The 23,394-nt window shown below is 66.2% G+C and carries 22 protein-coding genes and 2 tRNA genes; 15 read left to right on the top strand and 9 right to left on the bottom strand.

Going from position 1 to position 23,394, the window contains the following annotated elements; translation table 11 throughout:
- Window positions 1-26: 26 nt before the first annotated feature.
- The 3 genes from ACYPXD_RS33445 to pncB all read right to left on the bottom strand — a co-directional run bounded on the left by ACYPXD_RS33445 (window position 27) and on the right by pncB (window position 3,601).
- Complete coding sequence (locus ACYPXD_RS33445) at window positions 27-1,592, bottom strand: sodium:proton antiporter (RefSeq protein ID WP_459722645.1); 1,566 nt, start codon at window positions 1,590-1,592, stop codon at window positions 27-29.
- Complete coding sequence (locus tag ACYPXD_RS33440; RefSeq protein ID WP_459722642.1) at window positions 1,567-2,232, bottom strand: LutC/YkgG family protein; 666 nt, start codon at window positions 2,230-2,232, stop codon at window positions 1,567-1,569. The genes ACYPXD_RS33445 and ACYPXD_RS33440 overlap by 26 nt, the downstream gene beginning before the upstream one ends.
- Window positions 2,233-2,392: 160 nt before the next feature.
- The gene (gene pncB, locus ACYPXD_RS33435; protein ID WP_459722639.1) at window positions 2,393-3,601 is read right to left on the bottom strand and encodes a nicotinate phosphoribosyltransferase; all 1,209 of its coding nucleotides are present in this window, start codon (window positions 3,599-3,601) and stop codon (window positions 2,393-2,395) included.
- 415 nt (window positions 3,602-4,016) lie between these two features.
- On the opposite strand from pncB, the gene fdxA reads away from it, so the two are divergent.
- The 8 genes from fdxA to ACYPXD_RS33395 all read left to right on the top strand — a co-directional run bounded on the left by fdxA (window position 4,017) and on the right by ACYPXD_RS33395 (window position 8,595).
- Entirely contained in the window at window positions 4,017-4,340 is a 324-nt protein-coding gene (gene fdxA, locus ACYPXD_RS33430; protein ID WP_459722635.1) for a ferredoxin FdxA, read from the top strand.
- 146 nt (window positions 4,341-4,486) lie between these two features.
- Window positions 4,487-4,562 (top strand) — tRNA-Asn (locus tag ACYPXD_RS33425).
- Between the two features lie 130 nt (window positions 4,563-4,692).
- Window positions 4,693-4,768: transfer RNA gene (locus ACYPXD_RS33420), tRNA-Asn, on the top strand.
- 93 nt (window positions 4,769-4,861) lie between these two features.
- On the top strand, window positions 4,862-5,386 hold the full coding sequence (locus ACYPXD_RS33415; protein WP_459722631.1) for a CreA family protein: 525 nt from the start codon (window positions 4,862-4,864) through the stop codon (window positions 5,384-5,386).
- Between the two features lie 189 nt (window positions 5,387-5,575).
- Window positions 5,576-6,424 (top strand): AraC family transcriptional regulator, encoded by an 849-nt coding sequence (locus ACYPXD_RS33410; protein WP_459722627.1) that lies wholly within the window; start codon window positions 5,576-5,578, stop codon window positions 6,422-6,424.
- A gap of 192 nt (window positions 6,425-6,616) precedes the next feature.
- Entirely contained in the window at window positions 6,617-7,288 is a 672-nt protein-coding gene (locus tag ACYPXD_RS33405) for an AzlC family ABC transporter permease (protein WP_459723088.1), read from the top strand.
- Window positions 7,285-7,608, top strand: coding sequence for an AzlD domain-containing protein (locus tag ACYPXD_RS33400; protein ID WP_459722624.1), 324 nt, complete (start codon window positions 7,285-7,287; stop codon window positions 7,606-7,608). The genes ACYPXD_RS33405 and ACYPXD_RS33400 overlap by 4 nt, the downstream gene beginning before the upstream one ends.
- Window positions 7,609-7,815: 207 nt before the next feature.
- Complete coding sequence (locus ACYPXD_RS33395) at window positions 7,816-8,595, top strand: DUF4088 family protein (RefSeq protein ID WP_459722621.1); 780 nt, start codon at window positions 7,816-7,818, stop codon at window positions 8,593-8,595.
- Window positions 8,596-8,750: 155 nt separating this feature from the next.
- On the opposite strand, the gene ACYPXD_RS33390 is transcribed toward ACYPXD_RS33395, so the two are convergent.
- From ACYPXD_RS33390 to ACYPXD_RS33380, 3 genes are all read right to left on the bottom strand, one after another.
- Window positions 8,751-10,988: an ATP-dependent helicase gene (locus ACYPXD_RS33390; protein ID WP_459722616.1), complete on the bottom strand. Its 2,238-nt coding sequence runs from the start codon at window positions 10,986-10,988 to the stop codon at window positions 8,751-8,753.
- 123 nt (window positions 10,989-11,111) lie between these two features.
- Window positions 11,112-11,372, bottom strand: a complete 261-nt coding sequence (locus tag ACYPXD_RS33385; protein WP_459722610.1) for a hypothetical protein — start codon at window positions 11,370-11,372, stop codon at window positions 11,112-11,114.
- A 65-nt stretch (window positions 11,373-11,437) separates the two neighbouring features.
- Window positions 11,438-11,836: a hypothetical protein gene (locus ACYPXD_RS33380; RefSeq protein WP_459722607.1), complete on the bottom strand. Its 399-nt coding sequence runs from the start codon at window positions 11,834-11,836 to the stop codon at window positions 11,438-11,440.
- A gap of 357 nt (window positions 11,837-12,193) precedes the next feature.
- Here ACYPXD_RS33380 and ACYPXD_RS33375 point away from each other — a divergent pair, with 357 nt between their 5' ends.
- From ACYPXD_RS33375 to panS, 3 genes are all read left to right on the top strand, one after another.
- On the top strand, window positions 12,194-12,427 hold the full coding sequence (locus tag ACYPXD_RS33375) for an RNA-binding S4 domain-containing protein (protein ID WP_459722601.1): 234 nt from the start codon (window positions 12,194-12,196) through the stop codon (window positions 12,425-12,427).
- Between the two features lie 126 nt (window positions 12,428-12,553).
- The gene (locus ACYPXD_RS33370) at window positions 12,554-13,945 is read left to right on the top strand and encodes an MATE family efflux transporter (RefSeq protein WP_459722597.1); all 1,392 of its coding nucleotides are present in this window, start codon (window positions 12,554-12,556) and stop codon (window positions 13,943-13,945) included.
- 176 nt (window positions 13,946-14,121) lie between these two features.
- Window positions 14,122-15,099, top strand: a complete 978-nt coding sequence (gene panS, locus ACYPXD_RS33365) for a ketopantoate/pantoate/pantothenate transporter PanS (protein WP_459722594.1) — start codon at window positions 14,122-14,124, stop codon at window positions 15,097-15,099.
- Window positions 15,100-15,361: 262 nt separating this feature from the next.
- On the opposite strand, the gene ACYPXD_RS33360 is transcribed toward panS, so the two are convergent.
- Window positions 15,362-15,622 (bottom strand): hypothetical protein, encoded by a 261-nt coding sequence (locus ACYPXD_RS33360; protein ID WP_459722590.1) that lies wholly within the window; start codon window positions 15,620-15,622, stop codon window positions 15,362-15,364.
- On the opposite strand from ACYPXD_RS33360, the gene ACYPXD_RS33355 reads away from it, so the two are divergent.
- Both ACYPXD_RS33355 and fumC read left to right on the top strand, forming a co-directional pair.
- A complete protein-coding gene (locus ACYPXD_RS33355; protein WP_459722585.1) occupies window positions 15,621-17,171 on the top strand; it encodes a phospholipase D-like domain-containing protein in 1,551 nt (516 codons plus the stop codon). The genes ACYPXD_RS33360 and ACYPXD_RS33355 overlap by 2 nt on opposite strands.
- A gap of 51 nt (window positions 17,172-17,222) precedes the next feature.
- Window positions 17,223-18,623, top strand: a complete 1,401-nt coding sequence (gene fumC, locus ACYPXD_RS33350) for a class II fumarate hydratase (RefSeq protein WP_459722581.1) — start codon at window positions 17,223-17,225, stop codon at window positions 18,621-18,623.
- Between the two features lie 61 nt (window positions 18,624-18,684).
- Here fumC and ACYPXD_RS33345 read toward each other — a convergent pair whose 3' ends face one another.
- Together ACYPXD_RS33345 and ACYPXD_RS33340 are read right to left on the bottom strand one after the other, a co-directional pair.
- Window positions 18,685-19,191 carry an acyl-CoA thioesterase gene (locus ACYPXD_RS33345; RefSeq protein ID WP_459722577.1) on the bottom strand — a complete coding sequence of 169 codons (507 nt, stop codon included), beginning with the start codon at window positions 19,189-19,191 and terminating at the stop codon, window positions 18,685-18,687.
- An 81-nt stretch (window positions 19,192-19,272) separates the two neighbouring features.
- Window positions 19,273-19,422 (bottom strand): hypothetical protein, encoded by a 150-nt coding sequence (locus ACYPXD_RS33340; RefSeq protein ID WP_459722574.1) that lies wholly within the window; start codon window positions 19,420-19,422, stop codon window positions 19,273-19,275.
- A 240-nt stretch (window positions 19,423-19,662) separates the two neighbouring features.
- Here ACYPXD_RS33340 and ACYPXD_RS33335 point away from each other — a divergent pair, with 240 nt between their 5' ends.
- Entirely contained in the window at window positions 19,663-20,379 is a 717-nt protein-coding gene (locus tag ACYPXD_RS33335; protein WP_459722570.1) for an ArsR/SmtB family transcription factor, read from the top strand.
- Window positions 20,380-20,727: 348 nt separating this feature from the next.
- Window positions 20,728-23,376, top strand: coding sequence for a DUF6600 domain-containing protein (locus tag ACYPXD_RS33330; RefSeq protein ID WP_459723085.1), 2,649 nt, complete (start codon window positions 20,728-20,730; stop codon window positions 23,374-23,376).
- The last annotated feature ends 18 nt before the right edge of the window (window positions 23,377-23,394 follow it).

The raw sequence follows: 23,394 nt of genomic DNA, 5'->3' as shown, positions 1-23,394 counted from the left end.
AAACGATGCACGCGCTGCAAACCGCGTCAGAAAAACAACCACGTCATCGCGATAAACACCGGTATGAGTATCGCGCCCGACCACGCGAGGTACGCGAAGAAGCCGGGCATCCGCACACCGCGCGATTCCGCGATGGCCTTCACCATGAAATTGGGCGCGTTACCGATATAGCTGTTCGCGCCCATAAACACCGCACCGGCCGAGATCGCCGCGAGCGTCGACGCGCCCGCGGTCATCAGATGCTGCGCATCGCCGCCCGCCAGATTGAAGAACACGAGGTAGGTCGGCGCATTGTCGAGGAACGACGACAGCAGGCCCGTCGCCCAGAAGTACATCGCATTGCGCGGTTCGCCGCCGGCATCGTTGACCAGATGCACGATGCCCGCCAACGCGCCCGCTTCGCCCGCGCGCAGCATCATGATGACCGGCACGATCGTCACGAAGATGCCCGCGAACAGCTTCGCGACTTCCTCGATCGGCGCCCAGTCGAATGCGTTGCCCGCACGCGCCGAACGCGGCGTAAGCGCAAGCGACGCAAGCGCAACGACGATCAGCGCCGCGTCTCGCACCGCGTTCTGCAGCTCGACGCGCGCGCCGGACAGATCGAACGCGATGCCGGGCTTCCACAGGCCGCTCATCAACACGAGCGCGATCACCAGCGCAAGCAGCACGAAGTTGATCTTGCCGTCGATGAAGCATAAGCGAGAATCGGGCGTCGGGTCGAGGAACGGCTTGCGCGCTTCGCCGCCGCCGCTGTCGCTGCTGCCGCGACGGAAATAGTACGAATCGAGCGTGTAGAACACCGCGAGCAGCACCGCGCAGACAAAAAGCATCGGCAGCGCAAGATGCACCGTAGTCCAAAAAAAACTTACGCCGTTCAGAAAGCCGAGGAACAGCGGCGGATCGCCCAACGGCGACAGCGAGCCGCCGGCATTCGCGACCAGAAATATAAAGAACACCACCACGTGCACGGCGTGCTTGCGGTTATCGTTCGCGCGCAGCAACGGACGAATCAGCAGCATCGCCGCGCCAGTCGTACCCATGATGCTCGCGAGCAGCGTGCCAAGCGCGAGCAAGGCCGTATTGAGTCGCGGTGAGCCGTGCAGATTGCCGTTGATGCAGATACCGCCCGCGACGGTGTAAAGCGTGGCGAGCAGCACGATAAACGGCAGGTACTCTTCGACGACCGCGTGTATCAGCGTGCCGAACGCGGCGCCGGGGCCAAACGCGACGGCAAACGGCACGAGCAGCGCAAGCGCCCAGCCGGCCGAAATCTTGCCGAAATGGCGATGCCAGAACGACGACGCGACGAGCGGAAAAACCGCGATCGACAGCAGCATGCACGCGAACGGCAGGCCCCACCACGCCGATAGTGCGGCGCCGTCGACACTCGCAGCGAATGCGTGCTGCGGCCATGCGGCGAATGCGATGCCGAGCGCGGCAAGGGGTCGGGCAAGGGGTAGGACAAAGGGTCGGGCAACGGGTGCAGCGGCGAGTGTGCCCAATAAGGCCGCCAAGGCCGCTCGCGCGGTTAGCACGGCGGCAACCAATGAAGCAAACAAACGCTTACGCGCCACGTACGACGATCGCATGCACGCGATACGGGCCATGCGCGCCGAGAACCACCGACTGTTCGATATCGGCCGTACGCGACGGCCCCGACACGAAGTTCGTTGCGCGCGGCAACTCGCCGCCGAGTTCGGTGCGCGCGAGATCGAAGACATCTTCGTGGCAGCCGACGATACGCGACGCAGGCACGATCGCAATATGCGTTTCGGGCAACAAGCCCGCCGACGCATACGTTTCGGCACCCGACAGCAGAACCAGCGTGCCGGTCTCGGCGATGGCGCAATAGCAACCCGTGAGGCCCACCTTGTCGGCGTCGACGGGCTTGCGGAATTCGACGGTCACGCCCGCTTCGGCCCATTGCATGTGCTGCAGCGTCTGCCACGCAATCGCCTGCATGGGCAAACCCTGCTCGCACAGATACCGGAACGCCGCGGCGGGAACGTCGGCGAGCGCATCGACGGTATCGACCGTGCTTGCCATCGACTGTGCGCGCTCGACAAAGCACGCGACGAGATCGTCCGGCAACGGCGGCCGCGGGCCGCGCGGGTGGCTTGCCATGTAGGCCTCTACCGCTTCGCGCTCGCTGGCGGCCGGTTCAGGCGCGCGACCCTGCGCCGCGCGGATGCGCGCGAGGATATTGCGGCGGGCGGTGGATGTGTCCATGAGCGAAGTCCCCGTATCGTCGTTGATGCGATGAAGCGACATCCGGCGGATTATACCGGCCGGTCCTTGCACACGACACCTGGCCATCCGGCTAATGCACACGCCGCGAATGGCGGCGTAGCATCACGCCGTGCGATCGCTTTCCGGCTCGCCGCGCAACTCACTTACCGGTGTCGAGCAAGTCGTCGTCCGTGGGTTGCGGAATGCCGAACACCTGGCGCAGATAGGCGAGATACGCCTTGTCCTCGCACATGTTCTTGCCCGGCGAATCGGAAAGCTTCGCGACCGGCTGGCCGTTGCAGCGAACCATCTTGATCACGATCTGCAGCGGCCGGTAGCCGAGATCGTTGGTCAGATTCGTGCCGACGCCGAACGCGAGCCTGCAGCGGCCGCGAAAGCGCTCGTACAACTGCAGCACCTTCGGAATATCGAGCGCGTCGGAGAACACCAGCACCTTCGTGCGCGGGTCGCAGCGATTGTCTTCGTAGTGTCTGAGAAGCCGCTCGCCCCAGTCGAACGGGTCGCCGGAATCGTGGCGCGCGCCGTCGAAAAGCTTGCAGAAGTACATGTCGAAGTCGCGCAGAAAAGCCTGCATGCCGTACACATCGGAAAGCGCGATGCCGAGGTCGCCGCGATACTCCTTGGCCCACATCTCGAAGCCGTAGATCTGCGAATCGCGCAGGCGCGGTCCGAGCGCCTGGCACGCCTGCAGGTACTCGTGCGCCATCGTGCCGAGCGGCGTCAGGCCATGCTTCATCGCGTAGTACACGTTGCTCGTGCCCGCGAACTGCTCGCCGAGCCCGTCTTTGAGCGTCAGCAGGATCTCCTCGTGCCACTGCTTCGAAAAACGGCGGCGCGTGCCGTAGTCGGCGATCTTGCAGTCGGCGAATTCAGGCCGCGCGCCGAGCATGTCGATCTTGCTTTTGAGCCGCTCGCGGCCTTCGAGATAATCGGGCTCCTGCTGCGTATTGCGGAAATATACCTCGTTGACAATCGCCAGCACCGGCACTTCGAAAAGGATCGTATGCAGCCACGGGCCGGCGATTTCGATATCGATCTCGCCATTGCCCTTCGCGGACGGCGTGATCGAAATGTATTTCTCGTTCAGATGAAACAGCGCGAGAAACTCGACAAAGTCGCCTTTGATAAAGCGCATCCCGCGCAGATAGTCGAGTTCGCCGTCGGTGAAACGCAACTGGCAGAGCTTGCGCACTTCGCTGCGAATCTCGTCGATATACGGCACGAGATCGATATTCGGCGTACGGCAGCGAAACCGGTACTCGACGCCGGCCGCCGGGAAATGATGCAGTACCACCTGCATCATCGTGAACTTGTACAGATCGGTATCGAGCAGCGAGGTAATGATCATGATGTAACGGGCCGGACCGCGGATAAGCGACGCGTGTAGCGACGATTGCTATGGTCAGTGTATTCGAATGTGAAGCGGCGGATGTGAAGCAGCGAATGTGAAGCGGCGAATATGAAGCGGCACACGTAAAGCGGCAAACGTAAAGCAGCGTCGCATCGCGCGAGCAAGCGGATGTTACCCGAAGGCATTCGGGCCGCCTGTTCGCGCGTGCGGGCGGCGCCTCAATAAGCCGCGCGCGGCCTGCTTCAAAAACGCCGGCCGGTCGGCTTTGCGGGCCATAAACTAATCACGAAACGGTATAAGGGCATGGGAACTGTGCCGTATGCGCCAGTTGACGTTACGTTACAATAGCTTTTTTGGCGTTTTGCCATCCCCAATATCCCCCATACCGCTACCGCATCCAGGAGTTGCCTGAATGACTCACGTTGTGACCGAAAGCTGCATCAAGTGCCGCTATACCGACTGTGTCGATGTGTGCCCGGTCGACTGCTTTCGCGAAGGTCCCAACTTCCTCGCGATCGACCCGGACGAGTGCATCGATTGCGCCGTGTGCGTCGCCGAGTGCCCGGTGAACGCCATCTACGCCGAAGAGGACGTGCCGGCCGACCAGCAACACTTCACTGAACTCAATGCGGACCTGGCCAAAGGCTGGCCGAGCATCACGAAAACCAAGGCGCCGCTGCCCGAGGCCGACGAGTTCAAGGACGTCAAGGAAAAGCTCGCACTGCTCGAGCGTTGATCAGCCAGTAAGCCGCACGGGCTGACGCTGACGTTGAGGCCTGATGCCGGGTTGTGATGGCGCGGTTCCGATGACCGTCGCAAGCGCGCCGCTATTGACAGGCCCCATAGCACCTCATACAATTTCGCTTCTCTGCTGTTTGTTGTTCCCCGATAGCTCAGTCGGTAGAGCGCCGGACTGTTAATCCGTAGGTCCCTGGTTCGAGCCCAGGTCGGGGAGCCAAAAATTGCAAAGGCCCGTTCTTATAACGGGCTTTTTTATGTACCGAATTTAGTCGAATTTACGCCGAATTTTCGTCGAATTTTCGTCTTACCCTGCTTTGGTTCTGCCTCTGTAGTGGTTCCCGTGCAGGTCCCCGATAGCTCAGTCGGTAGAGCGCCGGACTGTTAATCCGTAGGTCCCTGGTTCGAGCCCAGGTCGGGGAGCCAAACATCGAAGGCCCGCACTTTTTGTGCGGGCCTTCTGCTTTTCGGAGCGAATCCACGCTGGTATACGATGTGGCTTTTTACTCCGGTCTCCCGATGAAACCCACTCTGCTTCGCGCGCCGCGCACGGTCCTCGCGACACTCGCAGCACTCGCGACAATCAGCGCCGCGCTTCTCGCCGCGCTTCTCGCCGCACCGCTCGCGCACGCCGAGGAAGTCGCAAGCGTCAACACCAATTTCCATATCACGGGTTCGGACCGCGTCGTCGTCGAAGCGTACGACGATCCGGCCGTCGAGGGCGTCACCTGTTATGTGTCGCGCGCGCGCACGGGCGGCATCAAGGGCACGCTCGGCATCGCCGAAGATCCGACCGAAGCGTCGATCGCGTGCCGCCAGGTCGGCGCGATCCGCTTCACGGGCGGACCGCTCAAGCAGCAAGCCGATGTGTTCACCGAACGCATGTCGCTAATCTTCAAGACGTTGCACGTCGTGCGGGTGGTCGACGCGAAGCGCAACACGCTCGTCTATCTGACCTACAGCGACCGCGTCGCCACCGGCAGCGCGAAAAACAGCGTTACCGCCGTGCCGATGCCGGCCGGCACGACGATTCCGGTGAAATGACCGGAGCGCAACGCTCCGGGTCCGGACGCGACGATCCCAAACCCGTACCCCAATGAAACCCATCTGTCTGGCGGCGCCGATGCCGCGGTAAACTGGCGAATCCAGCCCGGATCAGAGCCGCGATCACTGCCGGGATCACAGCCGGGATCGCGCAATTGGAGCCCCGGCCGGATGCCCGGCACATTCACGATGACCACAGCCCGTTTCCGCGATTCCGCCCGTTACTGGCGCACGCCGCTCATGCCCGGCGCGGATCTGCTCACGGCCGAATATCACGATCACGCGTTCACGCCGCACTGGCACGACGCGTACACGATTCCCGTGATCGAAGCGGGCGCGGAGACCTATCAGTACCGCGGGTCGCGCTATGTCGCCGAGGCGGGCAGCGTGCCCGTCATCAATCCGGGCGAATTGCACACGGGTTCGCGCGCGATGGACGAAGGCTGGCGCTACCGCGTGCTGTACGCGCCGATCGACTATCTGCAACAGCTCGCGGAAGACATCGCGGGCAGCGCGCAACCGCTGCCGTGGTTCGACGCCGAGGTGATCCGCGACATCGACCTCGCACAGCGGCTGTCGCGCGCGCATCGGCTGCTCGAGGCGAACGGCAATGCGCTCGCCGCGCACGCGGCGATGCTCGATGCGCTGTCCACGCTGCTGGTCCGCTACGGCCGCACGCGGCCCGAGGCGCTACCGGCCGCAGCCGGCGACGACAAACACGTCAAACGCGACAAACGCGTGAGCGCGATGCAGGAACTGCTCAGCAGCGAACTCGCGGCGCCGGTGACGCTCGCGGAACTGGCCGATGCCGTCGCGCTGTCGCCGTTCCACGCGGCGCGCCTCTTCACGCGCGCGACGGGTCTCGCGCCGCACGCGTGGCGCAACCAGATTCGTCTGCAGCGCTCGCTCGCGCCGTTGCGCGCCGGCGTGCCCGTCACCGAAGTGGCCGCCGCGAGCGGATTCACCGACCAGAGCCACTTCACGCGACATTTCCGGCGCATGTTCGGCGTGCCGCCGGGCCGCTGGCAAGGTACATGAGAACGTCGCCGTATCTCACCCCGCCGGCGCTGCACGGCACCCACCCGCACCAATCCACGCCACACCGCAAGAACGTACAAGCGCGCAAGCCCGCCTCCGCGCTAGCCTCCCCTCCCGGAGGAACCCAGCTTGACACCCACTCACCCTCACCGCTTCACCGCATTCACCGCCGGCGCGCGCGACACGATCCCGATGCTGATCGGCGCCGCGCCATTCGGCGTGATCTTCGGCACGCTCGTCGCGGCGGGCCCGCTGCACTTGTGGCACGGGCAGCTGATGTCGCTGATCGTATTCGCCGGCTCCGCGCAATTCATCGCGCTCGGCCTCGTCGCCGGCCACGCGAGCTTTGCCGTGATCTGGGCGACGACCTTTGTCGTCAACCTGCGCCACGTGCTGTACAGCGCGACGCTCGCGCCCTATGTCGCACACCTGCCGATGCGCTGGCGCTGGGCGCTCGGCGGCCTGCTGACCGACGAAGTCTTCGCGGTCGCGTGGGCGCACTACCGGCTGCATCCGCCGGGCTCGGTGGGGCCGTACTACTTCCTCGGCTCGGGCCTGTCGATGTACCTGAACTGGCAGATCTGGACGCTCGCCGGGCTGCTGTTCGGCGCCGCGTTCCCGGGCCTGCAATCGCTCGGGCTCGACTTCGCGATGGTTGCAACGTTTATCGCCATCGTCGTGCCGCAGCTTGTCGCGCTGCGCTATGTCGCGGCGGCCGTCACCGCGGGCGCGCTCGCGTTCTTCTGGCAGGCGTGGCCGTACAAGCTCGGCCTGCTCGCCGCGGTATTCGCCGGCGTCGCGGTCGGTGTGCTTCTGTCGCGGCGGGGCGAAGCCCGGCGCACCACCGCGGAGGCCTCGCGATGAACGATGCGCTGATGATCGTTGGCATGGCGCTGATCACATGGCTGATTCGTGCCACCGTCTTCGTGCTGGGCGACCGGCTCGTGTTTCCGCCGCTCGTGCGCACCGCGCTCGGCTTCGTGCCGGTGACCGTGCTGACCGCGATCATCGTGCCGATGGCGATCGCGCCGCACGGCGGCGGCGCGGAGCTCACGTGGCGCAACCCGCAGCTCGTCGGCGCGCTCGCCGCGGTCGCGGTCAGCGCGCTGACCAAACGCCCGCTGCTGACCATTGCGGTCGGCCTCGCGGTGTTCTTCCTGTGGCAAGCAGCGTTACCGGGATAGGCAAAAGCCGATTTCCTCAAGTTTCACTTCCCGCCGCCGATAAACAGTCGAGGTCCATCAGCCTGGCATGCTCCCGCAAGCGCCCGGCAGCCCGGCCTCGACCGTGTCGCGCATCGTTGAATCGCGCAGTTTTACAGCTTTTACGCAGTGGCCAGAAGCCGCTTTCGCGCTTGCGATGCCGCGCCGGATGACTAAACGGGATATGACATGGGGCAAATCACCCTTTCATTGAAGGACGAGACTGTCGCCTCGTTGCGCAAGGATTTCGACGCGTTCGTGCGCGTCTCGCTGAAACTCGATTCGCAGTTTGCGACGCCGTCGTTCGAGGACTTTTTGCGCGCGAAGCTGCTCGACAGCATGGTGCCGCTGACCGAGCACGCCGTGCAGCGGATGCTGCAGGGCGGCCAATACGCATGGGCCAAACGTACGCTGGACAAGGAGTTCCCCGACGTCGTCGCGATTCTGATGCGGCAGGCGACGGACTTCGGTTTTGCATTCGCGTCCCGCTCCGAATGGACGCCCGAGGAGCTGGCGAAGCAATGCCGCGAATGGGCGACGGCGATCGTCAACGAAGCGCAATGCAGCCCGAATCTGGTCGACCCGCTTGCCGCGCAGATCAAATCCGCGGCACAGGACATTCAGGCCGTTGAAGAGTCGATGCAGACGCCCGCGTGGCGGCTCGCGGAATCGCTGCGCCAGCGCGTGTACGAGGCGAAGGTCGCCTGCGAGACGAGCTTCGGCAGCACCGCGCGCGAAAAGCTCGGCGAACTGCGCGGACTGCTGCGTCTCGGCATCACGCATGGCTCGTTTCAGAAGCAGGAAGCGCAGCAGATCATGGAATACCTGCGTCTGCTCAAGCCGGAGATTTTCGTCGAGGAGCCGTACGACGTGTTCACGCGGCTTGCCGCGTGGCTGCGCAATTTCTTTATGCCGGCGCCGCGTCCCCAGTCGCCGCAGCAACAGCAGCAGCAGCGGCAGCCGCGCTGAATGTTCACCTGAGTGTCCACCTGAGTAGCGACCCGGGTAGCGCCTGAGTAGCGACCTGAGCGGCCAGCCAGGTTGCCGTACAGGTTGCCCCGCGCAGGGCCCTATCCGGCGCGCCGCTCGGCGCCACGCTCAAGCCCCCGCGCCCGGCGCCCCGCTCACGCCCACATCTTCCTGAGCTTCGCCGCGATCTCCAGTTTCGCCTGCGCGGCCGCCGCGAGCCCCGCCGCGGTCGGCGCGGCGGCCACCGGCGCGGGCGGCCACGCGTATGCGTCGAACAGCGGCAGCAGGTCCACCGGGATAAAACGTGTGCGCGACGCCCATACGTGCCGGTCGCCGAGATGCGTCTGGTTGTGCACGTAGAAGCGCTGCGGCACGACGATATGCAGGTCTTCCTTCGCGCGCGTCATCGCGACATAGAGCAGACGCCGCTCTTCATCGATTTCCTCGTCGCTGCCGGTGCCGAGATCCGACGGAATACAGCCGTCGACACCGTTGAGCACGAACACGTTGCGCCACTCCTGGCCTTTCGCGGAGTGGATGGTCGACAGGATCAGGTAGTCCTCGTCGAGCAGCGGCACGCCGGATTCGCCGCTCGTGGCGTCGGGCGGATCGAGCGTCAGTTCGGTCAGGAAACGCTCGCGCGAAGCATAGGTGCCGGCGATGCTCTCCATTTGCAGCAAGTCGGCGTGACGCACCACGGCGTCTTCATGATTGCGCTCGAGATGCGGTTCGTACCAGCGGCGGATCAGTTCGAATTCGGCCGGCCACTGGGACGTACGCTCGCCCAACGCGGACATGAGCGCGACGAACGGTGGCCAGTCTTCGAGCGCGCGCGGCGGTGGCGTGAAGCTGGCGAGCGCCCGAGCGGGACCGGTTTGCGCGGGCAAGACAACCGCGTCGCCAGCCGACCCATCGCCCCCATCGCCCCCCTCGCCCGCGGCCGAAATCCCGGCAACCGGAGCGCCAGCCGCCGCTGCGCCGGCCGCCGCATCCAGCACCCGCGCTGCCGTGGCCGGCCCGACGCCCGGCAACAACTGCACGACGCGAAAACCCGCCACCCGGTCGCGCGGATTCTCCGCCCAGCGCAGCACCGAGAGCACGTCTTTCACGTGCACCGAGTCGAGAAACTTGAGTCCGCCGAACTTCACGAACGGGATATTGCGCCGGGTCAGTTCGATCTCGAGCGCCGCACTATGGTGCGCGGCGCGAAACAGCACCGCCTGCGACTTCAGCTTGACGCCGGCTTCGCGCGCGGCCAGCACCTGTTCGACGACATAGCTCGCCTGCGCGGCGTCGTCGGCCACCGTGACGAGGCGCGGCCGCTGCGCGGATGCCTTGTCGGTCCACAAATTCTTCGTAAAGCGCTCGGATGCCAGCCCGATAACGGCGTTGGACGCGGTAAGAATGGGCTGCGTCGACCGGTAATTGCGTTCGAGCGTGACCTGCTTCGCGGGCGGATCGAAATGCGTGGGGAAATCGAGGATGTTGCGCACCGTCGCGCCGCGAAACGAATAGATAGACTGCGCGTCGTCGCCGACGACGGTCAGCCCGCGGCCGTCGGGCTTCAGCGCGAGCAGGATCGACGCCTGCAGCCGGTTGGTGTCCTGATATTCGTCGACGAGCACATGATCGAAGCGGCCCGACAGATCGGCCGCGATCGACGGCTCCGCGGCCATATGCGACCAGTAGAGCAGCAAATCGTCGTAGTCGAGCACGCTTTGCTTCTGTTTCGCCTCGACGTAGGCGGCAAACAGCGCGCGCAGGTCAGCTTCCCATTCGCGGCACCACGGAAAGCTACTGTTCAGCGTGTCGCCGAGCGACGCGCCCGTGTTGACGACGCGCGAATAGATCGCAAAACAGGTGGACTTCGATGGAAACCGGCGCTCCTTCGCCGAGAAGCCGAGCTCATGGCGCACGAGGTTCATCAGATCGGCGGAGTCTTCGCGATCGTTGATCGTGAAAGTTGGCGCGAGGCCGATCAGGTCCGCGTACTCGCGCAACAGGCGCGCGCCGACGCTGTGAAACGTGCCCGACCAGGTCAGGCCTTGCGCAAGCGCCGCGCGCGCGCCGAGCGCGTCGCCGGCGATGCGCGCGACACGGCGCGTCATCTCGAGGGCGGCGCGGCGCGAAAACGTCAGCAGCAGAATGCGGCGCGGGTCCGCGCCCTTCACGACCAAGTGCGCGACGCGATGCGCGAGCGTGCTGGTCTTGCCGGAGCCCGCGCCCGCAATGACGAGCAATGCGCCGGACGGGCGCGTCACGTCGCTGGCGCCGTATTCGACGGCCGCGCGCTGTGCGTCGTTGAGCCTGGCTAGCCAGGCAGAGGCGTCCGGCGCACCGGTGCCAGACGCGGTAAAGACGGACTCGGACGTGGGAGCGGCGGCGGAGGGCACGGCGTGCGAACGGAATAGGAGTCAGGGCGACGCATACTGTATATCCATACAATGTGCGCCGACAAGCGCCCTTTTTTTCGACGCGCACGCCGGCCAGCCGCTGGCCGCCGCGCAGGGATCCGATTACTCCTGCTTCTTCGCGTCCTTCACGCGCGCATCGGCCGCGGCCTTATCGGCATCCGACTGCGCATCGGCCTTTTCCCGATCCGCCTTCGCCTGCGCGACCGCGGCCTTCTTGTTGGCCTTCGCCTGCTCCTTCGCCGCCTTGTTATCGGCGTGCGTCACCGGCTCGCTGGCCGGATCGTGCGATGTCTGCGCGAACGCGAATGTCGACACGCTGCCCGCGATCAAAGCGGCAAGCAACCGGTGGGTCGATTTAGTCATGACGTTCTCCCTCCTTCAGTCAAAGTGATCGATCAATGCGGCGGGCGCTTCGATGAGCGCCCCGCTCAGTGTTTGGTCTCGTCATCCGGCACCTGCGTCCCGTTGCCCGACTGCAAATCGGTCTTCAACTGGTTCGCGGCGGCCTGCCGGTCCGCGGCGCGGTTGTTCTTCGCGTTGTTCACCTGCTCCTGGTATTGCGCCTTCGACGCCTTTTTCGCGTCGCGGTATTCGGCGTTGGCCCGGGCGTCGGCATCGCGTTTCTGCACAAGCGGATCGGGCGGCGTGGGCGCGGTCAGCGTCTGCCGCGGCGGCGGCGTGCCGGCCGGCGCCGGCATCTGCACCCCCTGCGCGGCGGGCGCCGTGGCGGGCGCATTCGGGGGTGTATTCGAGGTCTGCGCGACGGCGGCGGTCGTGGCCAGCGCGGCGATAGTGCTGCCGATCAGCAGCGAACGAAGCTGGGTCATGGCGATCCTCTCTGAAGGTTGTGCGCCGGACGTCACGCTGGAGCGCGCACCCGGTCCTTTGGGTGGCCCGATGGTAGGGCCTCTCGTGCAGCCCGATGCAAAATGCAGCAAACCATCCTAAGGACAGCGTTTTTCTGAGCAAAGTTCGTGATCAAACGACGTTGTTACTTACCGTTTCATTTTCTGACAACTGCATCACATCTCGGTCCCAATCGCCTCTTTCAGGTCGGTGAAACAAATTCGCACGCGCTTTCCACAACAGGGCGACGGGCCCCGTGCTTTCGCTTATGATGCGAATCCTTTCCGATTCACCGCGTCGTCCCGCGACGACATGCGTCGTCCTTTTCCGCAACTGCCATGCCCAACCTCGATTTCACGCTGACCGGCGACTACGTCGAACTGCACAACCTGCTGAAGCTCACCGGTCTGGCGGACAGCGGCGGGGCCGCGAAGGGGCTCGTCGCATCGGGCGCGGTAAAAGTGGATAACCAGGTGGAACTGCGTAAAACGTGCAAGATCCGCGCGGGCCAGGTCGTGCTGCTCGGCGATACGCGCATCGCGGTCCATGAAGCGTCAGCGCAGCACCGCTAAGATTTCGCACCACAAACGTGCGTGCTGATCGACAGCCGCCGCGCGACGCAATAAGCTGTTCGCTTCACGACAAAAACATTACATGCGGCGCGCGCCGGGCACCCGGCGCCGCGCCACGCTGCCGTCATGTCCCAATCCGGTCTATCCCGCCCGCTTGCCGGGCCGCCTTCGCTAACGCGACATGCCACCGATACCGCGCGCCTCGCCGCGCCGCTCGCGATCGCGCAGCTGTCGCAGATGGCGATGAGCGTCACCGACACCGTGCTGCTCGGCTCGCTCGGCCCCGATGCGCTCGCGGCGGGCGGCCTCGGCGCGAACCTGTTCTTCGTCGTCGTCACATTGCTGCAGGGCGTGCTGACGTCCGTTAGCGTCAGCGTGTCCCACGCGCGCGGCGCGCAGGCCGACGAACGCGTACCGCATATCTACTGGACCGGCTTTGCGCTCTCCATCCTCCTCGCCGTTCCCGCCTTCGTGCTGCTGTCGTTCGCGGCGCCGATCCTGACGACGTTCGGCGAACCGGCAGTACTCGCCGAGCACATCGGCGAGTACTGCGCGGTGCTGCGCTGGGGCGCGCCCGCGAGCCTGATCGGTGTCGGGCTGATGCGCTCGTTCCTGCCGGCGATCGGCGCGGCAAAGCGTTTGCTGTGGGTATCGGTAGGCAGCGTCGTGTTCAACGGCTTTCTCAACTACGGCCTCATTCACGGGGCATATCGATTGCCGCGTCTAGGCTTTCTCGGGTCCGCCGTCGCGACAACGATCACCGTCTGGCTGTCCGCGCTGATGCTGATGGCGCTCTTGCACCTGCGGCCGCGCTACCGGCACTTCGTGACCGCGGCGCGGCCCAACGTGCCGCTGATGGGCGAACTGTTCGGCATCGGCTGGCCCGTCGCGATCACGTACGGCGTCGAATCGCTGCTGTTTCTCGCGACGGGCCTGATGGTCGGTCTGTTCGGCGAGTCGCAGCTCGCCGCGCACCAGATCGCCCTCAACGTCGCGTCGGTGGCCTTTATGGTGCCGCTCGCGATCGGTCAGGCCGCGAATGTGCGCGTCGGATACTGGTCCGGCGCGGGCGTACCGCTGGCGGCGCGCCATGCGGGGTTCGTCGCGCTCGGGCTTGGCGTCGGCTTCATGTCCCTATCGGGGCTCGTGATGGTCGCGGCGCCGCACTGGATCGTCGGACTCTATCTGCATCTCGACGACCCTTCGAATGCGCAAACCGTCGCGCTCGCGAGTTCGCTGCTCGGCGTCGCGGCAATCTTTCAGATTGTCGACGGCATGCAGACGGTGGGCTCCGGCTGCCTGCGCGGGCTCAAGGACACGCGCGTGCCGATGTTCGCCGCCACCTTCGGCTACTGGGGCATCGGCTTTCCAACGGGTTACGTGCTCGCGTTTCATTTCGGGCTTGGCGCACGCGGGCTGTGGTGGGGACTCGCCGCGGGGCTCGCGAGCGTGGCAGTCCTGATGACATTGCGCTTTCACCGCATCAGCGCGCGGCATATCGCGGCCGTGCAGGCGTAACGGCAACGGCGGCCGCGTCGTGTCCGTCAGGAAACGATGCGGCGCGGGCGCATCGATTTCGTTGCGTGCGCAACCAGCCCGCCGGTCCGCCAGTCAGTTGTCGCTCCATCGAGCGCCGCCGGTAAAATGCGCTCCACACACCACCAGACGCCAGCTAAAACAACAGGACCGCCTCGATGCTTTCCCGCGTTACCCGACTCTTTCCGCTGTGGGCCGTCCTCGCGTCGCTCGCCGCGTACTTCGCGCCCGCGTCCGTCGCCGGCATCGCCCCGCACGTCACCGCGCTGCTCACGCTGATCATGCTGTCGATGGGGGTCACGCTATCGGTCGCCGATTTTCAGCGCGTCTTCACGCGGCCCGCGCCCGTCGTCGCCGGCATCGTGCTGCACTATCTCGTGATGCCGCTTGCCGCGTGGGCAATCGCGAAGATGCTGCGCATGCCGCCCGATCTGACCGCCGGCATGGTGCTGGTCGGCAGCGTCGCGAGCGGCACCGCGTCGAACGTGATGATCTATCTCGCGCGCGGCGACGTCGCGTTGTCGGTGACGATCAGCGCGTTATCGACACTCGTCGGCGTGTTCGCGACGCCGCTGCTCACGCGCCTCTACGTCGACGCGTCGATTGTCGTCGACGTGCGCGGCATGCTGATGAGCATCCTGCAGATCGTCGCGCTGCCGATCGTGATCGGCCTCGCGATCAATCATCTGTTCGGCAAGCTCGTGCGCCGTATCGAGCCGGTGCTGCCGCTCGTGTCGATGGTGTCGATCCTGCTGATCATCGCGGCCGTGGTCGGCGGCACGCAGCCGAGCATCGCGTCGGTGGGTCTCACGGTTGCACTCGGCGTCGTGCTGCACAACGGTATCGGTCTGCTTGGCGGTTACTGGGGTGGACGCCTGCTCGGCTTCGACGAAGCGGTCTGCCGCACGCTTGCGATCGAAGTGGGCATGCAGAATTCCGGGCTTGCCGCGACGCTCGGCAAGCTCTATTTCGCGCCGATCGCGGCCCTGCCGGGCGCGCTCTTTTCGGTGTGGCACAACCTGTCGGGCTCGTTGCTCGCGGGCTACTGGGCAGGACGGCCGACGCGCGGCGCGCATCAGGCGCGAACGGCGACGCAAACCGGGCGCGCGGCCACGCTCGACGGCGAACGCGGCTGACCGCGCTGCGCGCGCCGCATCGAATGTGGGCGGCGCGACGCGACACGCCCGACGTCGATCCGACGGATCGCAGCATCTCGTCGGCACACTGCGTCGACACGACACAGGCTCGCACGCAAGCGCGTATGCGCCTGCGCATCGCCTCGCACGACGACCGCCGCGACGACGGCACAACGCTTGCCACCTTCCCGACCCGCTTTGCCGATTCCCCTTAGAATGGCCTTCCCAACGCGACGCCAGGCCGCGAGGCGTTCATGCGAAGTCAAAAAATGGGGAGGGTCAGCGTGCCGTCGTACGATCGTCGAAGTCCCAAAATTGCGCCATGCGGCGCATGGTCGGTCCTGTCTGTTCTTGCTCCGGTAATTCGTACGCTTTCCACGTTGCGCCGCTCGCGCGCAACATCGATATTGCTGGCCCGCGTCGCGTTCATCGCCACGAGGACCACTGCCGCCGCATTTACCACCGCATTTACCACCGCATTTACCACCGCCGTTACCACCGCAGCTGCCACCGCCGTTCTCATGTTGAGCGGCTGCGCAACGCGTCCGCCCGCGTCGTCGTTCGACCCGCCCGTCTCGCACGCGCTGCCGCAATCGACGGCCACGCCGCTGGGCGCCGCGCTTGCTGCGCCCGAGGCCGCGCATCCGGAGCAGTCGGGCTTTCGCGTGCTATCGAGCGGCACCGAAGCGCTGCAGATGCGCATTGCGCTCGCGCGCGCCGCGACGAAAACGCTCGACATGCAGTACTACATCGCCAACGAGGACACGACCGGCAAGCTGCTGCTCGCCGCCGCGCTCTATGCGGCGGACCAGGGCGTGCGCGTGCGCATGCTCGTCGACGACCTGAACTTCAAGGATCTCGACGACGTCATGGCATCGCTGAACACGCATCCGAACATCGAGATCCGCGTGTTCAACCCGTTCGGCAGCGCGCAAGGCAATTTCTATCAGCGCACCCAGAACTTCTTCACGCAGATCGGCAGCTTCACGCGGCGCATGCACAACAAGGCGATGATCGCGGATAACCAGCTCGCGATCGTCGGCGGCCGTAACCTCGGCGACGAGTATTTCAGCGCGAGCCCGACGCTGCAGTTCCGCGATATCGATGTGCTCGCCGCGGGCCCGATCACCGCGAAGGTCTCCGCAAGCTTCGACGAATACTGGAACGACAGCAGCGCGTACCCGCTGCGTGCGCTGAACCGGCAGAAGTTCGATCCGAAGCAGCTCGACGCAACGCGCGACGCATTGCGCGCGCATTGGCATCAGAACGCGGACCCGTATAACGCAAAGCCGCTCAACGCGACACCGCTCGCCTCGCAAATCCAGAAAGACGAGCTCGGCCTCACGTGGGCGCCGGCGGAATTCAACGCCGATTCGCCGGCGAAAGTCCGCTTGCCCGAGGAAGACTACAGGAGCCCCGTGATTGCGCGCATCGCCGAGCTCGTCAGCGAGGCGCAGCAGGAAGTGCTGATCACGTCGCCGTATTTCGTGCCGCACGACGCGGGCGTCAAAGCACTCGCGAGCCTCACCGCGCGCGGCGTCAAGGTAAAGGTGCTGACCAATTCGCTGGCCGCCACCGATGCCGTCGCGGTGCAAGCCGGCTATAGCCCGTATCGCGATCCGCTGCTCAGGGCCGGCGTCGAGCTCTACGAATTCAAGCCCCTGCAGGAGCAAAACGTGCGCGCCGGCATGTTCGGCTCGCAGTCGCGCGCGAGCCTGCACGCAAAGACACTCGTATTCGATCGCAAGACGCTCGTGATCGGCTCGATGAATCTCGACCCGCGTTCGGCGCATCTGAACACCGAACTCGGGCTCGTGATCCATAGCCCGCCGCTCGCCGAACAGGTCGCGACGCTGTTCGATCACGTGACCGGCCCGCAGTCCAGCTATCACGTCATGCTCGCCGATCCGTCGCGCTTCTATTTCCGCGGACCCGAGAGCCCGTATCACCTCGTCTGGACCGACGAGGAAGACGGCCACACCGTCACCTACGACGTGGACCCGAATGCCGGTCTCTACCGGAATGTGCTGACAGGTTTATTCTTGCTTTTACCAGTCGACGACCAGCTTTGACGGCGTGCGCCCGCCGCGCGCCGTCGTCAAACCTTCAAGCGGAGTGACATCATGACCGAAGATGTACGGATGGAACGCGATACGTTCGGCGAGATTGCGGTGCCGAACGATCGTCTATGGGGCGCGCAGACGCAGCGCTCGCTGCAGAACTTCAAGATTTCGACCGAGAAGCAGTCGCCGGAACTGATCCATGCGCTCGCGGTGATCAAGCGCGCGGCGGCCGAAGTCAATCTTGGCCTCGGCGTGCTCGATGCGAGCAAGGCGAAGGCGATCGTGCATGCGGCCGACGAAATCATCGAAGGCAAGCACGCCGGCGAGTTTCCGCTGGCGGTCTGGCAAACGGGTTCGGGCACGCAGACCAACATGAACCTCAACGAAGTGATCGCGAACCGCGCGAGCGAGCTGATGGGCGGCAAGCGCGGCGAAGCGCGCCTCGTGCATCCGAACGACGACGTGAACCGCGGCCAGTCGTCGAACGATGTGTTTCCCACGGCGATGCATATCGCGGCCGCGGTCGGCATCGTCAAGCATCTGCTGCCCGCGCTGAAGACGCTGCGCGATACGCTCGACAGCAAGGCGAAGGCGTTCGCCGGCATCGTGAAGATCGGCCGCACGCACCTGCAGGACGCCACGCCGCTCACGCTCGGCCAGGAATTCTCGGGCTATGTCGCGCAACTCGATCAGGGCATGCGCCACGTCGAAGCGACGCTGCCCCATCTGTATCAGCTTGCGCAGGGCGGCACCGCGGTCGGCACGGGCCTGAACGCGCATCCGCAATTCGCCGATCAGGTCGCCGCGACGATCGGCAAGCTGACGGGACTGCCGTTCGTGTCGGCGCCGAACAAGTTCGAGGTGATGGCCGCGGCCGACGCGCTCGTCTTTGCGCATGGCGCGCTCAAGACCGTTGCCGCGAGCCTGATGAAAATCGCGAACGATATCCGCTGGCTTGCCAGCGGCCCGCGTTGCGGCCTCGGCGAACTGTCGATTCCGGAAAACGAGCCGGGCAGCTCGATCATGCCGGGCAAGGTGAACCCGACGCAGTCCGAAGCGATGACGATGCTGTGCTGCCAGGTGTTCGGCAACGATGTCGCCGTGAATGTGGGCGGCGCGAGCGGCAACTTCGAACTCAACGTGTTCCGGCCGATGATCGCGCATAACGTGCTGCAATCGGTCCGCCTGCTCGCGGACGGCGCGCTGAGCTTCAACGATAACTGCGCGGTCGGCATCGAGCCCAATCACGCACGCATCGATACGCTGCTCAACGAATCGCTGATGCTCGTGACCGCGCTCAATCCGCACATCGGCTACGACAAGGCCGCGCAGATCGCGAAAAAGGCGCACAAGGAAGGCACGACGCTGAAGGCCGCCGCACTTGCGCTCGGCCATCTGACCGAACAGCAATTCGACGAATGGGTGCGGCCGCACGAGATGGTCGGCAGCGCGCAGGGCTGAGCCGTGTAATGCAAGATGCGGCAACGCACGGCGGCGCGCGCTGCCGTGCGCCCCGCCTGCTTTAAACCTTCCCCTGCGCCACTTCCTCGGGCTTGAGTTCGACGATCGCGTCGAGCGCCGCCTTCACATCCATCGCGTACTTCGCAAGACGCTGCTGCTCGTCGGTGACCGGTACGAAAGCCGGCACCGGCAGCGGATTGCCGTTCTCGTTGACGGCGACCATCACGACGAGACAGTCGGTGGTCTGCATCAGCTCGCCGCCCTTCGGGTCGCCGGCGAACACAGACACGTGGAGATGCATGCTCGTGCGCCCGGTCGCGACGACGCGCGCGCGCAGCTCGACGAGGTTGCCGACGTGAATCGGCCGGCGAAAGCGGATATTGCCGACGCTGACCGTTACGCAATAGCGGCCCGACCAGACCGCGGCGCACGCATAGGCGGTTTCGTCGATCCATTTCATCAGCGCGCCGCCATGCACCTTGCCGCCGAAGTTGACCGATGTCGGCTCGGCGAGAAAGCGGAAGGTCGTTTCCGAACGATCCAGCTGCGCGGCGGAAGGGGTGCTCATCTTGACTCCGGTCGATCTGCAAATTGAAAGGAGCCGATTATACGAGCGCTGTAAAAAACGGGCCGCAAACCGCGACTCGCGTTACTTGCGCACCGTGACGCCTTCGTCGACCGTGCCGTACATCTCGATGCTGCTGCCGGACGAACCAACCGGCGTGCTCGCGCCGCCTTGCGCACAAGCGGCGCACGACAGCACGGCAATGACCGCGCAAGCGGCAAGAATGACTTTCATCGGATTGCGTGTCCCGGATAACACCCGTTCTGGATTCTAGCCTGGCGCGGTGGCGCCACGCGGATCGGCCTGTTGCGGGCGCGGCCTCTCGCAGCGCGACCGACCGCCCGTCACATCCGACATTTCGCTCAAGCCTGAAACGTCGAATGCGAGCGGGGACTAAAGTAGCGCCATGGCCGGTGCGCGCCGCACCTCCACCGTGCCCCGCCGCATCGACTGACGAACCGCGAGAACCTGCCGATGATCAACCCGCTTACCGAAGCCACCGGCCCATTCCCCGGCTTGAGCCGCATCGGCGCGCTGCTCGCCGATCCCGGCCGCGCCGCGATGCTGTGGACGCTGATGGACGGCACCGCCCGGCCCGCGGGCGAATTGACGCTGATCGCGGGCCTCTCGCCGTCGGCGGCCAGCGCCCACCTCGCCCGCCTCACCGACGGCGGCCTGCTCGCGCTCGAAGTGCGCGGCCGGCATCGCTATTACCGGATCGCCTCGCCCGATATCGCGGCGTCGATCGAAGCGCTCATGAATCTCGCGCAGGCCGCCGCGCCGCAGCGGCCGACGCCGCGCCCCGCGCGCACCGTGCCCGTCGAGATGCGCTATGCGCGCACGTGCTACGACCATATGGCCGGCGAACTGGCGGTGCGCGTCTGTGAGCGGCTGATCGGCGGCGGGCTGCTGACGCGCGAAGGCGACCGGCTCGATGCGACGCCCGCCGGCGCCGAGCAGCTGGCCGGCTGGGGTATCGACGTCGCGAGCCAGCGTACGCTGCGGCGCCGCTTCGCGTGCACGTGCCCGGACTGGAGCGAGCGCCGCCCGCACGTCGGCGGCGCGCTCGGCGCGGCGCTGCTCGATGCGTGGTCGTCGCACGGCTTTGTCGAGCGCACCGAACGGCCACGCGTGCTGCGCGTGACGCCCGCCGGCCACCGTCATTTCGACGACTTCCTGCGCGGCGCATAATGCGGTGCGCCACGCGAGCGCTGCATGCCGCCGGCCCGGTGCGAAGCGGCTGCGCATCGCGCGACACGTCTTGTTACAGCGCGGGCCGGGTAGCTTACAAATGAGCGCGTCTTGAAATACGCGCCGCGGGTACAGTGATTTCACACGGTGCCGTCTCGCGTGGCACCCGACGGAGTCACACTAATGAAAACGCACACACCCGGTTCTTCGAATTTCCGTAATGCCCGCGCGGAACGCCCGGATGAAGCTGAAGAGGGCGGCAGGACCGCCGCTGCGGCCAATGGCGCACGTCCGTATGCACGACTGATCGGCACCCGGCGCCGCCCCGCCTCGCCCGCCGTCGCCACGATGATTGCAGCAGTCGCCGCCGCGCTGTTCGTCACGTCGGGCGCGCCGCGCGTCTACGCACAGGAAGCGCCGCCACCCGACGCCGCCGGGCAGGCCGCGCCCGCTTCCACGCAACCGGCCGACGCGCAGGACGCCGATCCGCCTGGCCGCGTCGCGCGCCTGAACTACATGGCCGGCACCGTCACGACCGAACCGGCCGGCGCAACCGACTGGTCGTATGCGCAGGTCAACCGGCCGCTCACGACCGGCGATCAGCTATGGAACGACAAAGGCGCGCGCTCGGAGCTGCATATCGGCTCGACCGCCGTGCGCATCGGCGAATCGACGAATGTCGACATCCTCAATCTCGACGACGACAGCACGCAGCTGAAAGTCGCGCAAGGCACGCTGTCGACGCGCGTGCGCGAACTGCCGGCCGGCACGTCGTATGAGATCGATACGCCGAATCTCGCGCTCGGCATCGGCGGCCCCGGCGACTATCGCGTCGACGTCGCGCCCGACGGCAGCGAAACCACCGTCACCGTACGCAGCGGCAGCGCGACCGTCTACGGCGACGGCGGCCAATTGCCGGTCGCCGCGGGCCAGCAGATCCGCTTTTCCGGCACGAACCTGCAGCAGGTCGCGAGCAACGGCGCGCCTGCGCCCGACGCGCTCGACCAGTGGGCCGCGAGCCGCGACGCCGCGGAAGACAACTCGGTGTCCGCGCGCTACGTGTCGCGCGACGTACCCGGCTACCAGGATCTCGATGCGAACGGCACGTGGAGCCAGAACCCGCAGTACGGCGCGGTCTGGACGCCGAACCAGATGCCGGCCGGCTGGGCGCCGTATCAGGACGGCCACTGGGTCTGGCAGGCGCCGTGGGGCTGGACCTGGGTCGACGACGCGCCGTGGGGCTTCGCGCCGTATCACTACGGCCGCTGGGCCTATGTCGGCAACGCGTGGGCGTGGGTGCCGGGCGAGATCGTCAGCGAGCCGCCGGTCTATGCGCCGGCGCTCGTCGCGTTCGTCGGCGATGGCGGCCCCGGCGGCGTCGACTGGGGGGTGAGCCTCGCGGTCGGCGGCGTGGCGACGGCCGGGCTCGCGTGGTTTGCGCTCGGTCCGGGCGAGCCATGGCATCCGCACTGGGGGCACGGCTGGAGCCCGCGCTATTACGACCGCGTGAACCGGCCGATCTACGTGCACAACCGCATCACGAACATCCGCAATACGTACGTCAATTACCGCGCGCCGCATGCGATCACCTGCGTTCCGGCAACGGCGTTCGTGCACGGGCAGCCGGTCAATCGCTTCGCGCAGAAGGTCGATCCGCGGCAGTGGCATAACGCGCGCTTCAACGCGGGGGCGCCGGGCATCGCGCCGGTCCGGCAGAGCTTCGGGCCGGGCATGCGCAACGCCGCGTTCCGGCCGCCGGCGGCGGCGGCTGGCCGGCCGGTCGTGGCGACGCGCCGTCCGGACGTGCCGCCTGCGTATCGCGACCATCTCGCACAGCAATTCGCGCATGGCGGCGGGCGTGTGGCGGGCGCGGGCAATCCGGTCGTGCATACGTCGGTGCCGGCGCATTTTGGCGGGCAGCGGATTGGCGCGGCGGGCGGTCCGCAGCCCAATGTGCGGCTGGTCGCGGCGCGTGGACCGGGAGCGGTGCCTGGCGGCCCGGCAGGCGCCGCACAGCGGCCTGGGATGCCACCGCAAGCGGGTTTCGCGAACGGCGCGGTTCGGGGCGAACCGAACGGTCTACAGCCGGGCGGGCACCCCCCGGGGCGTCAACCCAATGCCCAGTTCAATGGCCAACCGGATGGGCGGCCGGCTGGACAGTTGAGCGGGCAGCCGGGTGGGCAACCCGGTGGTCAGCCGAACGGCGTGCTGCATCCGCAACCGATCACGGGCGGCGCGCCCGCGCAAGGTCGCCCGCCGATGCCCGCGCAGGCGGGCGCCGGCGCGTCGCAGCAACCGAATGCGCAGGCGCGGCCGGGCAACGGCGTGCCGCGGCCGCCGCAATTCGCGGGCGGCATGCCGGGCGGAACGCCGAATCCGGGCAATCGCGCGGGTCCGCAGCAGCTGGGCAACGCGCCGCAAGGTCAACGCCCGGCGCCGGCGTGGACACAGCCACATACGCCGATGGGACAACCGCGCGGCGGCCGTCCGGAACAACCGTTCGCGCAAGGCACCGGCCAGCAGCCGCAGGGGCAGGGGCAAGCGCGGCAGACGTCCGGACAACAGCTAAGGCCAGAATTCAATCCGCAGGCGAACGCGCCGCGGCCGCCGGTCCAGGGGCAGGCGCCGGTGCCGCAACACGCACAGCAGCCGGAGTTGCGTCCTCCGCAGGCTCAGCCGCAGGCGATGCGGCCGCAGCAGGCGCAACAGCCGGCGCAACAACCAGCGCAGCAGGCGCGGCCCGAGTTCCACCCGCAACCGATGCAGCAACCCGCGCAGCAACCGAGGCCGCAGCAGCAGGTGCAGCAGCCGCGGCCTGAATTCCACCCACAGCCGGCTCAGCAGCCGCGCCCGCAGCAGGTTCAACAGCCGAGGCCCGAGTTTCACCCTCAGCCTCAGCCCCGCCCGCAGCCGGTGCAGCAACCGCGACCGCAGCCTCAGCAGCATCAGGAGCAGCGGGCGACCGGCGGCGGCCATGATGACCATCGTCATGGGTGAAGGCCAGTGACAGACGGC

This window comes from Paraburkholderia sp. 2C, from assembly GCF_054589215.1.
The sequence above is the reverse complement of the archived record's forward strand: the minus strand, read 5'-3'. Positions and strand labels throughout refer to the sequence as shown.